Raw genomic sequence first — 13,067 nt, 5'->3', positions numbered from 1 at the left:
CGCTGCCCCGCGAGGATGTTCGATGATCCGTTCCCTGCCCGAGAACTACCGTGAAATCCTCATTGGCCTCGGTGAAGATCCCGACCGTGAAGGATTGCTCGATACGCCGGCGCGGGCGGCCAAGGCCATGCAATACCTGTGTCACGGTTACGAGCAGAGCGTCGACAAAATCGTCAATGGCGCGCTGTTTGCCTCCGACAGCGACGAGATGATCATCGTCGCCGACATCGAGTTGTACTCGTTGTGCGAACATCACTTGCTGCCCTTCATCGGCAAGGCCCATGTGGCTTATATTCCGACTGGCAAAGTGCTGGGGCTGTCGAAGATCGCGCGACTGGTGGACATGTTCGCCAGACGCCTGCAAATTCAGGAAAACCTCACCCGGCAGATTGCCGATGCGGTGCAACAGGTTACCGATGCCGCCGGTGTTGCGGTGGTCATCGAGGCCAGACACATGTGCATGATGATGCGCGGTGTCGAAAAACAGAATTCGACCATGAACACCTCGGTCATGCTCGGCGCCTTCCGCGACTCGAGCAACACCCGTCAGGAGTTCCTGCAATTGATTGGACGGAGCAAGTAAATGCCACAACTTCAGCCGGGAATGGCGCGTATCCGGGTCAAGGATCTGCGCTTGCGCACCTTTATCGGGATCAACGAGGACGAAATCCTCAACAAGCAGGATGTGCTGATCAACCTGACCATCCTGTACGCCGCGCAAGAAGCGGTGCGTGACAATGACATCGACCACGCGCTCAATTACCGCACCATCACCAAGGCAATCATCGCCCACGTCGAGGGCAATCGTTTTGCCCTGCTCGAGCGCCTGACCCAGGAATTGCTCGATCTGGTGATGACCAACGCCTCGGTGCTGTACGCCGAAGTCGAAGTCGACAAGCCGCACGCGCTGCGCTTTGCCGAGTCGGTGTCAATCACGCTTGCAGCGAGCCGCTAGCTTCAAGCTTCAAGCGCCAAGCTGTAAACTTCGTATCACCGCCAACCATCTTGCAGCTTGAAGCTCGTCGCTTGAAGCTGTCTCGCAGAGACTCCCATGAACGAGCAACAACGCCTCGAACTCGAAGCCGCCGCCTTCCGCCGACTGGTCGCGCACCTGGACAGCCGCAAGGATGTGCAGAACATCGACCTGATGAACCTCGCCGGGTTCTGCCGCAACTGCCTATCGAAGTGGTACAAGGCCGAAGCCGATGAGCGCCAGATCGAGGTAAGCCTCGACGACGCCCGCGAAGTGGTTTACGGCATGCCGTACGCCGAGTGGAAAGCCCAATTTCAGCAAGAAGCCAGCGCTGAGCAACAAGCAGCGTTCGCCAAAGGAAAAACCCATGAGTGACCTGAACACCCTGCGCGCCAGCCTAAAGAGCGGCGAACACGCTTTCGCCGACACCCTGGCGTTCATCGCCGCGGGCTACGACTACCAGCCTCAAGCGTTCAACAACGGTGGCGTGGAAAACGCCGCCGGGCAGAACGAAGGCTCGTGCAAGACCTTGGGTCTGGCATTGCTGGAAGGCTTGAGTGACGAGGAAGCGCTGCTGGCGTTCGGCGAGCATTACCGCTCCGTAGTGGCCACGCCTGAGGGCAGTGATCACGGCAATATTCGCGCGTTGATCGCGCAGGGTCTGGCGGGCGTGAAGTTCGAAACACAACCCCTGACCCGTCGCTGATTCAAGATCAAAAGATCGCAGCTTTCGGCAGCTCCTACACAAATCTACTGTAGGAGCTGCCGAAGGCTGCGATCTTTTGCTTCTCATAAAAAAACCGGCCGAAGCCGGTTTTTTTGTGCCTGCGATCTTAGAACGAAGCGTTCTGCAGACCGTCCAGGTAACGCTCGGTGTCCAGTGCCGCCATGCAACCGGCGCCGGCCGAAGTGATGGCCTGACGGTAAACGTGGTCGGCCACGTCGCCGGCAGCGAAGATGCCTTCAACGTTAGTGGCGGTGGCGTTGCCTTCACGGCCGCCCTGCACGATCAGATAGCCGTCCTTCAACTCCAGCTGACCTTCGAACAGAGAAGTGTTCGGGGTATGGCCGATAGCGATGAACACGCCGTCAACGGTGATTTCGTCGAAGCTGCCGTCATTGTTCTTCAGACGCGCACCGGTCACGCCCATGTTGTCGCCCAACACTTCGTCGAGGGTGGCGTTGAGCTTGAGGATGATCTTGCCTTCAGCCACGCGAGCGTTGAGCTTGTCGATCAGGATCTTCTCGGCGCGGAAGGTTTCGCGACGATGGATCAGGGTCACGGTGCTGGCGATGTTGGCCAGGTACAGGGCCTCTTCAACAGCGGTGTTACCGCCGCCAACCACTGCAACCGGTTTGTTGCGGTAGAAGAAACCGTCGCAGGTCGCGCAGGCCGAAACGCCTTTGCCCATGAACGCTTCTTCCGACGGCAGGCCCAGGTAACGAGCGCTGGCACCGGTGGCGATGATCAGGGCGTCGCAGGTGTAAGTCGCGCTGTCGCCGGTCAGGCTGTAAGGCTTGGAAGCGAAGTCGACGGCATTGATGTGATCGAAAACGATCTCGGTTTCAAAACGCTCGGCGTGCTCGCGCATGCGCTCCATCAGCACCGGACCGGTCAGACCGTGGACGTCGCCCGGCCAGTTGTCGACTTCGGTGGTGGTGGTCAGTTGACCGCCAGCCTGCATGCCGGTGATCAGCAGTGGCTTGAGGTTGGCACGTGCGGCATACACCGCAGCGCTGTAACCGGCAGGGCCGGAACCGAGAATGATCACTCGCGAATGACGGACTTCAGACATGAATCTGCTCCTGTTGACCGGCCAATACAGCTGGCGCGGACGCCGGACTGCCGGCGGAATAAAAAAGGACTGTGGATAACCTTGGGGAAGGCATGAACTCGACAGTCCTGTAAAAAGTTGGGTGCAGCGTATCGAGGGGGGCAAGATTAAGGAAATACGGTTTAACAATCCAGCTCATAGGTGGTCTCTATGCCGAGACACTGACGAGATGGACGTCTTTGTTACAGTGAATGTCGATCGCTCTGCCGCGCTTTCGCACGTGGTGCAAAGTCGGTAAGGTCGGCGCGTTTTCCCTTGCTCGGAGCACCTTATGCCCGCCCCTGTTCTGTCCGGCCCGCAATACCTGCGCGAAGGCCTCAAACTGGTTCTCAGTCCGGGCCTGCGCCTGTTCGTGTTGCTGCCGCTGGCGATCAACCTGGTGCTGTTCGTCGGATTGATCTATCTGGCCGGCCACCAGTTCAGCCTGTGGGTCGACACGCTGATGCCATCGCTGCCCGAGTGGCTGAGTTTCCTCAGCTACGTTCTCTGGCCGCTGTTCGTGGTGCTGGTGGCATTGATGGTGTTTTTCACGTTCACCATGCTAGCCAATATCATTGCTGCGCCGTTTAACGGTTTCCTCGCGGAAAAAGTCGAAGTGGTGGTGCGTGGCACCGACGACTTCCCGGCCTTCAGCTGGGGCGAACTGATCGCCATGGTCCCGCGTACCCTCGCCCGGGAAATGCGCAAGCTCGGCTACTTCCTGCCTCGGGCGATCGGCCTGTTCATTCTCTCGTTCATCCCCGTGGTGAACATCGTCGCCGCACCGCTGTGGCTGTTGTTCGGCGTGTGGATGATGGCGATCCAGTACATCGACTACCCGGCGGACAACCACAAACTGGGCTGGAACGAGATGCTCGCCTGGCTGCGCGAGAAGCGCTGGCAGAGCATGAGTTTCGGCGGGATCGTGTATCTGGTGCTGCTGATTCCGGTGGTCAACATCCTCATGATGCCGGCCGCCGTAGCCGGGGCGACCCTGTTTTGGGTGCGTGAGCGCGGTGCCGAGAATCTCGTGACCCAGCGCTAACGCGGCGTCACAAATCCATCATCCGAACGTCACAAGCTCGACATGGCCTCAGCCGACACTGAGGTCATGACGACAGCTCTACATATCACTCTGATCAGCGAAACCTTCCCACCGGAAATCAACGGCGTGGCCAATACCCTTGGCCGCTTGTGCGATGGACTGCGTGCGCGTGGGCACCGGGTCGACCTGATACGCCCACGTCAGGCCGACGATCCGCAGCGTACTGAAGACGATGCCTTGCTCTTGTGCCGGGGCTGGCCGCTGCCGGGCTATCCCGGATTGCAATGGGGCCAGTCGTCGATGCACAAGTTGCTGCGGCGCTGGAAGCGCCAGCGTCCGGACGTGCTGTACATCGCCACTGAAGGCCCGCTCGGGCTGTCGGCGTTGCGAGCGGCACGGCGGCTGGGGATTTCGGTGGTCAGTGGCTTTCATACCAATTTCCAGCAATACACCAGCCAATACGGCCTCGGCCTGCTGACGCGGCTCCTGACGCATTATTTGCGCTGGTTCCACAACCGTTCAGCGCTGACGCTGGTGCCGAGTATCAGCCAGCGACTGGAACTGGAGCGGCGGCATTTCGAGCGACTGGCGTTGTTGTCCCGAGGTGTGGACAGCCAGTTGTTTCATCCGGCCAAACGCCTGAACGCCCTGCGTGAGCAATGGGGACTGGGCGAGCGCGATATTGCGGTGATTCACGTTGGAAGGCTCGCACCAGAGAAAAACCTCGGTTTGCTCAAACGCTGCTTTGAAAAGCTGCGCGAAACTTATCCACAACGCACTCTGAAGCTGATCGTGGTCGGCGACGGGCCGCAACGCATGGCACTGGAGAGGGATCTGCCCGAGGCGATTTTCTGCGGGTCGCAGCGCGGCGAAGCGCTGGCCGCGCACTATGCATCCGGCGATGTGTTTCTGTTCCCGAGCCTGACCGAAACCTTTGGCAATGTCGTGCTCGAAGCGCTGGCCTCAGGGCTTGGCGTGGTGGCCTACGATCAGGCAGCGGCAGCGCAGCATATTCGCCATGGCTACAGCGGCGTGCTGGCGATGCCGGGCGATGAAGAGGCGTTTTGCGATGCAGCTGCGTGGTTGCTGGAGAAATATGAAACGTTGCGCTGCGTGCGGCTGAATGCGCGCCAGCATGCGAGTCGCCAAGGGTGGGCGGCGATTATCGAGCAGTTTGAAGGTCATTTGCGGGGGGCTTGTGTCGGGGAGTTGGTGGTGCCGAATGCACCGACATTGCCCTGAATCTTTGCTGACTCTGAAGCAGCCATCGCGAGCAGGCTCACTCCTACAATTAACCGCGTTCTTCCTGAGGAAGTGCGATTCAATGTAGGAGTGAGCCTGCTCGCGATGGCGTCAGTGCTGGTTAGCGCTTAAACCAGTGTCATCAACGCCTCACGGCTGAACGGCAGAATGTCCTGCTCACGCCCTTCGCGCACTTTCAATGCCCAGTCCGGATCGACCAGCAGCGCACGCCCCACCGCTACCAGATCGAATTCCTCTTTGTTCAGACGCTCGAGCAGGTTCTCCAGACTGGCCGGCTCTGCGACCTTGTCGGTGTTGACCATGAACTGCAGGAACTCGCCATCCAGGCCTACGCTGCCGACGGTGATGGTCGGTTTGCCGGTCAGCTTGCGCGTCCAGCCAGCCAGGTTCAGCTCGGAGCCATCGAATTCCGGCTCCCAGAAACGCCGCGTCGAGCAGTGGAAAATGTCCACGCCAGCGTCGGACAGCGGCTTGAGGAATTCCCCCAAGGCTTCCGGGGTTTGCACCAGCCGTGCGGTGTAATCCTGCTGTTTCCACTGCGAGAAACGGAAGATGATCGGGAAACCTTCGCCCACCGCTGCACGCACAGCCTGAATCAGCTCAATGGCAAAACGCGAACGGTTGGCCAGACTGCCGCCGTATTCGTCAGTGCGCTGGTTGCTGCCTTCCCAGAAGAACTGGTCGACCAGATAACCATGGGCGCCGTGGATTTCCACGCCGTCCATGCCGATGCTTTGGGCATCCTTGGCCGCTTGGGCGAAGGCGCCGATCACGTCCTGGATGTCCTGCTTGGTCATGCCGTGCACGACGACCTGACCGTCCTTGAGTTTTTCCGTCGGGCCATAAGCCGGCACGCTGGCGTCCGGTTCGGTGCCGATGCGGCGCACGCTACCGACGTGCCAGAGCTGTGGAACGATCTTGCCGCCCTCGGCATGTACCGCGTCGACGACTTTTTTCCAACCGGCCAAGGGTGCTTCACCAAAGAACTGCGGCACATTCGGGTAACCGTTGGACGCAATATGGCCGACGGTCGTGCCTTCGGTGATGATCAGGCCAACGCCGGCAGCAGCGCGACGACGGTAGTACTCGATGACTTTGGAGTTCGGTACGCCGCCCGGAGAAAACGAACGGGTCATCGGCGCCATGACCACACGGGTCGGCAGTTCGAGAGTGCCGAGGTGGAACGGTTTGAACAGGGCTTGAACCGGCATGGGAAGACTCCGCAGGGAATGACTTTATGACGGCGATAATATGGACAGGCGAAGCCTTTGAACAGCACTATTGATTTGGGTGATCAAGGATTAGAAACGAAAAGATCGCAGCCTTCGGCAGCTCCCACACAATCGAATGCAGCCAAACGAAAAGATCGCAGCGCCAGCAGTCCCCTGTAGGAGCTGCCGAAGGCTCGGGCCGCGATCGGACGATCTCTTGATCTTGAGGGTTTTAGCCCAGCGCTTTTTCGATGGCAGCAATCACCGTCGGATCATCCGGCGCCGTGCGCGGCGAGAACCGGGCCAGCACGCGACCGTCCTTGCCAAGCAGGAATTTCTCGAAATTCCAGGTGATGTCACCGGGAAACTCCGCGCCCTCGCCCGCCAGCAGCCGATAGAGCTGATGACGCTCGTGACCGTTGACTTCGAGCTTGCTCGACAACGGGAACGTCACGCCGTAGTTGAGGCTGCAGAAATCCTGGATTTCCTGCTCGGTACCTGGCTCCTGACCGGCAAACTGATTGCACGGCAGGCCCAATACACTGAAACCTTTACCTTTGAATTGCTGGTAGAGGTTTTCCAGCGCCGCGTACTGTGGGGTCAACCCGCATTTGGAGGCGACGTTGACCACCAGCACGACTTGGCCCTTGAAGGGCGCCAGCGGTAGCTCCTGACCATCCAGGGCTGTCAACTTAAGGTCGTGAAAAGCACTCATGACGAACTCCAGATTCCCGTGTTCTACTCGAAACAGCCACTTGGCGAGACCACCAAGGACAGCCGCGGACTGAAAAAGGCGCCCGCAGGCGCCTCTCCAGTACTCGAAGCTTAGCGCAGAAAATCAGTGCTGATGGCCACCTTCGCCATGGACGTGACCATGAGCGACTTCTTCCTGGCTGGCGTCACGGATAGCAACGATCTTCACTTTGAAGTTCAGGCGCTGACCGGCCAGTGGGTGGTTGCCGTCGACGGTGACGTCGTCGCCGTCGAGGTCACGAATGGTGACGATTTGCATCTGGCCGTCCGGCGCCGAAGCGTGGAACTGCATGCCGACTTCCAGCTCGTCAACGCCTTCGAACATGCTGCGGCTCAGGGTGCTGACCAGTTCGGCAGCGTATTCGCCGTAAGCGTCTTCCGGCTCAACGGATACTTCCAGTTCATCACCAACAGCTTTGCCTTCCAGGGCTTTTTCCAGGCCCGGGATGATGTTGCCTGCGCCTTGCAGGTAGACCAGCGGTGCGCCGCCGGCGGAGCTGTCGATGACCTCACCAGCGTCGTTGGTCAGGGTATAGTCGATGGAGACAGCCTTATTGGCGGCGATCAGCATGGGGCGAGACCTTTTGCAGAAGAATATAGAAAGGCCAAGTTTAGCGAAGCAATCGCGCGAAAGCGAACACAACCCGGACAAACGGGATTCGACGATTACCGGCTTCCATCAGGACGAGGACGGTCACTGGGTGGCCGAGCTTTCCTGTGGCCACACTCAGCACCTGCGCCACCAGCCACCGTGGCAATCGCGCGCGTGGGTGCTGGACCCGGCGCAACGTATTGAAAAAATAGGCCAACCCTTTGCCTGCGGTTGGTGCGCTCAAGGCTCGGTTAGCGATAACCTTGGCGACTGAATTTCGGCAGATTGTCAGAGATAGATGATCGCCATTGCCATGCACCCTTAGAGAATTCGCATGCAAACTTTTTTTATCGCGCCCACCGATTTTGGTGTGGGTCTGACCTCCATCAGCCTCGGGCTGGTGCGCACGCTGGAGCGGGCCGGGCTGAAAGTCGGTTTTTTCAAACCGATCGCCCAACCGCATCCGGGCGACACCGGCCCTGAGCGCTCCACCGAGTTGATGGCGCGCACCCACGGCCTGAAACCACCACAGCCGCTGGGTCTGGCCCATGTCGAGCGAATGCTGGGCGATGGCCAGCTCGATGAGCTGCTCGAAGAAATCATCACCCTGTATCAGCAAGCAGCCGTCGGCAAAGACGTGCTGGTGGTTGAAGGCATGGTGCCGACCCGCAGCGCCAGTTACGCCGCACGGGTCAACCTGCACCTGGCGAAAAGTCTGGATGCCGAAGTGATTCTGGTCTCGGCGCCGGAAAACGAAGTGCTCGCCGAACTCTCCGGCCGCGTCGAATTGCAGGCGCAATTGTTCGGTGGTCCGAAAGACCCGAAAGTCCTCGGCGTGATCCTCAACAAGGTCAAGACCGACGAGAGCATGGAAGCGTTTGCTTCGCGCCTGAAGGAACATTCGCCATTACTGCGCAGCGGTGATTTTCGTCTGCTCGGCTGCATCCCGTTTCAGCCTGAACTCAACGCGCCGCGGACCCGCGACGTCGCCGACCTGATGGGCGCACAAGTACTCAACGCCGGCGACTATGAAACCCGCCGCATGACCAAAATCATCATTTGCGCACGGACCATGCGCAACACCGTCGAGCTGCTCAAGCCCGGCGTGCTGGTGGTAACGCCGGGGGATCGCGACGACATCATCCTTGCGGTCAGCCTCGCGGCAATCAACGGCGTGCCGCTGGCCGGTCTGCTGCTGACCAGCGACACCCTGCCCGATCCGCGCATCATGGACTTGTGCCGTGGCGCCTTGCAGGCCGGTTTACCCGTGTTGTCGGTGAGCACGGGTTCCTACGACACCGCCAACCTGCTCAACGGCTTGAACAAGGAAATCCCGATCGATGACCGCGAGCGAGCGGAGATCATCACCGATTTCGTCGCCAGCCACCTCGACGCCAACTGGCTGCACCAGCGCTGCGGTACGCCACGCGAGATGCGCCTGTCGCCGGCGGTGTTCCGTTATCAACTGATTCAGCGCGCCCAGGCCGCCAACAAACGCATCGTCCTGCCTGAAGGCAGCGAGCCGTTCACCGTGCAAGCGGCGGCAATTTGTCAGGAACGCGGGATAGCTCGTTGTGTGTTGCTGGCCAAACCCGAAGACGTCGAAGCGGTCGCCCGCGCCCAAGGCATCGTGTTGCCGCCGGGGCTGGAGATTCTCGATCCGGATCTGATCCGCGAGCGCTACGTCGAGCCGATGGTTGCCCTGCGCAAAACCAAAAGCCTCAACGCGCCAATGGCCGAGCAGCAACTGGAAGACACCGTGGTGATTGGCACCATGATGCTCGCGCTGGATGAAGTCGACGGCCTGGTTTCCGGCGTGATCAACACCACCGCCAACACCATCCGCCCGGCCCTGCAGCTTATTAAAACGGCGCCGGGCTGCACGCTGGTGTCGTCGGTGTTCTTCATGCTGTTCCCGGAGGAAGTGCTGGTCTACGGCGACTGCGTGATGAACCCGCACCCGAGCGCCACCGAACTGGCCGAGATTGCCCTGCAAAGCGCCGACTCGGCGGCGGCATTCGGCATCACCCCGCGCGTGGCGATGATCAGTTACTCCAGCGGCGAATCGGCCACCGGCGAGGAAGTCGAGAAAGTCCGCGAGGCCACCCTGCTCGCCCATGAACAACAGCACACATTGCTGATCGACGGCCCGCTGCAATACGACGCCGCCGCCAACGAAACCGTCGCCCGGCAACTGGCGCCGAACAGTCCGGTGGCCGGTCGCGCCACAGTGTTTGTGTTCCCCGATCTGAACACCGGCAACACCACGCACAAAGCCGTACAGCGTAGCGCCGACTGCGTCAGCCTCGGCCCGATGCTGCAAGGCCTGCGCAAACCGGTGAACGACCTGCCGCGCGGCGCGCAAGTCGATGACATCGTCTACACCATCGCCCTCACCGCGATTCAAGCCGCCAACCGACCTATGGATGTGTAAATGCTGGATTTCCTACCTGCACCGCTGCGCGGCGTGATCGCCTCACTGTTGTTGGCGCTCAATACGATTCTGCTGTGTTCGTTCCTGTTCTGCGTGGCGCTGATCAAGGCCTTGCCGTTCGCCTTCACCCAGCGCATCGCTGGTTGGCTGATGAGCCACACCCACGAAGCGTGGATCAGCAACAACAAGGGCTGGATGAACCTGGTGCGCCGCACGCGCTGGCACCTCAGCGGCCTGCAAGGCCTCGACTACAACCACTCCTATCTGATCACCAGCAACCATCAGAGCTGGGTCGACATTCTGGTGCTGCAATACGTACTCAACCGTCGCATCCAGCCGCTGAAGTTCTTCCTCAAGCAAGAACTGATCTGGGTGCCGGTGATTGGTCTGGCGTGGTGGGCGCTGGGCTTCCCGTTCATGAAGCGCTACTCCAAGGCCTATCTGGAAAAACACCCGGAGAAAAAAGGCAAAGACCTCGAAACCACCCGCAAAACCTGCGCGAAATTTCGTAACAACCCGGTGGGAATTTTCAACTTCGTCGAAGGCACGCGCTTCACTGACGGCAAACATGCGCAGCAGCAGTCGCCATTCAAATACCTGCTCAAGCCCAAGGCTGGCGGCATTGCATTCGTGCTGGATGCGATGGGCGAACAACTGGAGTCGATCGTCAACGTGACCATCCACTACCCAGCCGGACGCCCGGGGTTCTGGGATTTGCTGTGCGGCAACGTGCGAGATGTAGTGGTGCACTTTGAAGAGCTGAAAATTCCTCAGCAGTTCATCGGCAAGAATTACGATCAGGACGGTGAGTATCGTTTGCAGTTTCAGGGCTGGATCAATCAGCTGTGGCTGGACAAGGATGCGTTGCTGGAACAGATGCACCGCGAATACCCAAAGAATTAAAGATCAAAAGATCGCAGCCTTCGGCAGCTCCTACATTAGATCGGCGTACACCCTGTAGGAGCTGCCCCAGGCTGCGATCTTTTGACATTCTCAAAGCGACCAAAAAAGCCCGCCGATGATTGCTCATCGGCGGGCTTTTTCTTGCAGCTCGAAGCTAGAAGCTTGCAGCTGCTTCTGTCTTAGATCGCGCCACGTTTGCGCAGCAGATCCAGCACTTGCTTGACGCTTTCTTCCAGACTCAGCGTCTGCGTGTCGATCACCAGATCAGCATTCAGCGGCACGTCATACGGGAAGGATTCGCCCGGGATGTTGTCGCTACCGGCGGCATACAAACCTTGCGGATCACGCTCTGCACACACCGTCGGCGAAGCCTGCACATAGACCGTCAGCAGACGCTCCTTACCGATCAGTTCCTTGGCCTGCTCACGACCTTCGGCACTCGGTGCCACAAACGCTGCCAGAGTCAGCAAACCAGCTTCGTTAAACTGACGCGCCACATGCGCAGCACGACGCCAGTTCTCGGTGCGCCCGGCACGATCCTGCGGCAGGCCTTTGTTCAGATCCTGACGCAGATTCTGACCATCCAGCACAAACACCGCACGACCGAGGTCAAACAACTTGCGCTCGACCGCATAAGCCAGCGTGCTCTTGCCCGCGCCCGACAGACCGCTGAACAGCACGGTGGCCGGTTGCTGACCAAAGCGCTGCGCACGCTCTTCAGTCGCCACATGCGCCAGTTTGCCGTGGTGTGTCGTGGTGCCATGCGAAACAGGCTGAGCGACGATCATGCCAGCGCCAACGGTGCCGTTGGTCAACCGGTCGATGATGATGAACGCGCCGGTGGTGCGGTTGCTTTCGTAACCGTCGAGGGCAATCGGCGCATCAAGCGCGATCCTGACCTTGCCGATTTCGTTGAGCTGCAACGCGCTCGCCGGGCCTTCTTCCAACGTGTTCACGTCGACCTTGTTAATGATGCTGGCAATCGAGCCCGGCACGTAACTGGTGGCGCGTTTGATGTCGTACTTCTTGCCTGGCAGCATCGGCTCTTCAGCCATCCACACCAGCATCGCTTCGAAGCTGTCGGTGACCGGCGGCACGTTGTCGGCATGCACCAACAGATCGCCGCGGGAGATGTCGATTTCGTCTTCCATGGTCAGCGTCACCGCTTGACCAGGACCCGCGTGCTCCAGTTCACCTTCGAAAGTGACAATGGATTTCACGCGGCTGCTCTTGCCCGACGGCAGCACCACGACCTCGTCACCCTTCTTGACGATGCCGCTGGCGAGGGTGCCGGCGAAACCGCGGAAGTTCAGGTTCGGACGGTTGACGTACTGCACCGGGAAACGCAGATCGGTGAAGTTGCGGTCGCCCGCCACTTCCACAGTCTCGAGAATTTCCATCAGCGACTGGCCGGTGTACCACGGCGAGCGCTCGGACTTGTTCACCACGTTGTCGCCCTTGAGGGCAGACATCGGCACGAAGTGCATGCTGGTCGGCTTCATCTTCAAGCCTTCAGCGAACTTCAGGTAGTCGGCCTTGATCGACTCGAACACACCTTCGTCGAAGTCTTTGAGGTCCATCTTGTTGATGGCGACAACGATATGTTTGATGCCCAGCAACGAGGCGATGAAGCTGTGGCGACGGGTCTGGGTCTGCACGCCGTAACGGGCGTCGACCAGGATGATCGCCAGGTCACAGGTAGACGCACCAGTGGCCATGTTGCGGGTGTACTGCTCATGGCCGGGGGTGTCGGCGATGATGAATTTGCGTTTGGCGGTGGAGAAATAGCGGTAGGCGACATCGATGGTGATGCCCTGCTCACGCTCGGCCTGCAGGCCGTCGACCAGCAATGCCAGGTCGATGTCATCGCCAGTGGTGCCGACTTTTTTAGAGTCGCGAGTGATGGCTTCCAGATGATCTTCGTAGATCATTTTGGAGTCGTGCAGCAGACGCCCGATCAGGGTGCTCTTGCCGTCATCGACGTTACCGCAGGTCAGAAAGCGCAGCAGCTCTTTACGTTCGTGCTGGCCCAGGTAGGCGAGGATGTCCTCGCTGATCAAATCAGATACGTGCGACATG

14 protein-coding genes are annotated in these 13,067 nt (G+C 59.6%); 9 read left to right on the top strand and 5 right to left on the bottom strand.

Going from position 1 to position 13,067, the window contains the following annotated elements; translation table 11 throughout:
• Positions 1 to 22: 22 nt before the first annotated feature.
• From folE to ICA15_RS21195, 4 genes are all read left to right on the top strand, one after another.
• Positions 23 to 583, top strand: coding sequence for a GTP cyclohydrolase I FolE (gene folE, locus ICA15_RS21210; RefSeq protein ID WP_210554525.1), 561 nt, complete (start codon positions 23 to 25; stop codon positions 581 to 583).
• A complete protein-coding gene (gene folX, locus ICA15_RS21205) occupies positions 584 to 955 on the top strand; it encodes a dihydroneopterin triphosphate 2'-epimerase (RefSeq protein WP_016771653.1) in 372 nt (123 codons plus the stop codon).
• A gap of 96 nt (positions 956 to 1,051) precedes the next feature.
• Positions 1,052 to 1,348: a DUF1244 domain-containing protein gene (locus tag ICA15_RS21200; protein WP_042557694.1), complete on the top strand. Its 297-nt coding sequence runs from the start codon at positions 1,052 to 1,054 to the stop codon at positions 1,346 to 1,348.
• Positions 1,341 to 1,679, top strand: coding sequence for a HopJ type III effector protein (locus tag ICA15_RS21195; RefSeq protein WP_150604388.1), 339 nt, complete (start codon positions 1,341 to 1,343; stop codon positions 1,677 to 1,679). Before ICA15_RS21200 ends, ICA15_RS21195 begins: the two co-directional genes overlap by 8 nt.
• Positions 1,680 to 1,806: 127 nt before the next feature.
• On the opposite strand, the gene trxB is transcribed toward ICA15_RS21195, so the two are convergent.
• On the bottom strand, positions 1,807 to 2,769 hold the full coding sequence (gene trxB / locus ICA15_RS21190; RefSeq protein WP_150595022.1) for a thioredoxin-disulfide reductase: 963 nt from the start codon (positions 2,767 to 2,769) through the stop codon (positions 1,807 to 1,809).
• A 310-nt stretch (positions 2,770 to 3,079) separates the two neighbouring features.
• On the opposite strand from trxB, the gene cysZ reads away from it, so the two are divergent.
• Complete coding sequence (gene cysZ / locus ICA15_RS21185) at positions 3,080 to 3,832, top strand: sulfate transporter CysZ (protein WP_150604390.1); 753 nt, start codon at positions 3,080 to 3,082, stop codon at positions 3,830 to 3,832.
• A 42-nt stretch (positions 3,833 to 3,874) separates the two neighbouring features.
• The gene (locus tag ICA15_RS21180; RefSeq protein ID WP_210554524.1) at positions 3,875 to 5,074 is read left to right on the top strand and encodes a glycosyltransferase family 4 protein; all 1,200 of its coding nucleotides are present in this window, start codon (positions 3,875 to 3,877) and stop codon (positions 5,072 to 5,074) included.
• A gap of 128 nt (positions 5,075 to 5,202) precedes the next feature.
• Here ICA15_RS21180 and ICA15_RS21175 read toward each other — a convergent pair whose 3' ends face one another.
• The 3 genes from ICA15_RS21175 to ICA15_RS21165 all read right to left on the bottom strand — a co-directional run bounded on the left by ICA15_RS21175 (position 5,203) and on the right by ICA15_RS21165 (position 7,630).
• Positions 5,203 to 6,306 (bottom strand): NADH:flavin oxidoreductase, encoded by a 1,104-nt coding sequence (locus ICA15_RS21175; protein WP_150604392.1) that lies wholly within the window; start codon positions 6,304 to 6,306, stop codon positions 5,203 to 5,205.
• A 232-nt stretch (positions 6,307 to 6,538) separates the two neighbouring features.
• Positions 6,539 to 7,021 (bottom strand): glutathione peroxidase, encoded by a 483-nt coding sequence (locus ICA15_RS21170; protein ID WP_042557689.1) that lies wholly within the window; start codon positions 7,019 to 7,021, stop codon positions 6,539 to 6,541.
• A 123-nt stretch (positions 7,022 to 7,144) separates the two neighbouring features.
• Positions 7,145 to 7,630, bottom strand: coding sequence for a peptidylprolyl isomerase (locus ICA15_RS21165; protein WP_150604393.1), 486 nt, complete (start codon positions 7,628 to 7,630; stop codon positions 7,145 to 7,147).
• On the opposite strand from ICA15_RS21165, the gene ICA15_RS21160 reads away from it, so the two are divergent.
• The 3 genes from ICA15_RS21160 to ICA15_RS21150 are packed head-to-tail and all read left to right on the top strand — an operon-like array spanning position 7,599 to position 10,988.
• On the top strand, positions 7,599 to 7,925 hold the full coding sequence (locus ICA15_RS21160; protein ID WP_045122156.1) for a DUF3565 domain-containing protein: 327 nt from the start codon (positions 7,599 to 7,601) through the stop codon (positions 7,923 to 7,925). The genes ICA15_RS21165 and ICA15_RS21160 overlap by 32 nt on opposite strands.
• Positions 7,926 to 7,985: 60 nt before the next feature.
• Positions 7,986 to 10,085: a phosphate acetyltransferase gene (gene pta, locus ICA15_RS21155; RefSeq protein WP_150617138.1), complete on the top strand. Its 2,100-nt coding sequence runs from the start codon at positions 7,986 to 7,988 to the stop codon at positions 10,083 to 10,085.
• Complete coding sequence (locus ICA15_RS21150) at positions 10,086 to 10,988, top strand: acyltransferase (protein WP_150604395.1); 903 nt, start codon at positions 10,086 to 10,088, stop codon at positions 10,986 to 10,988.
• Between the two features lie 179 nt (positions 10,989 to 11,167).
• Here ICA15_RS21150 and cysN read toward each other — a convergent pair whose 3' ends face one another.
• Positions 11,168 to 13,066: a sulfate adenylyltransferase subunit CysN gene (cysN, locus tag ICA15_RS21145; protein WP_210554523.1), complete on the bottom strand. Its 1,899-nt coding sequence runs from the start codon at positions 13,064 to 13,066 to the stop codon at positions 11,168 to 11,170.
• Position 13,067: the final 1 nt, after the last annotated feature.

Source organism: Pseudomonas sp. P116, assembly GCF_020149425.1.
In the GTDB taxonomy this organism is placed as follows: Bacteria; Pseudomonadota; Gammaproteobacteria; order Pseudomonadales; family Pseudomonadaceae; genus Aquipseudomonas; species Aquipseudomonas anatoliensis.
This window is presented reverse-complemented; position numbering and strand designations above follow the sequence as displayed.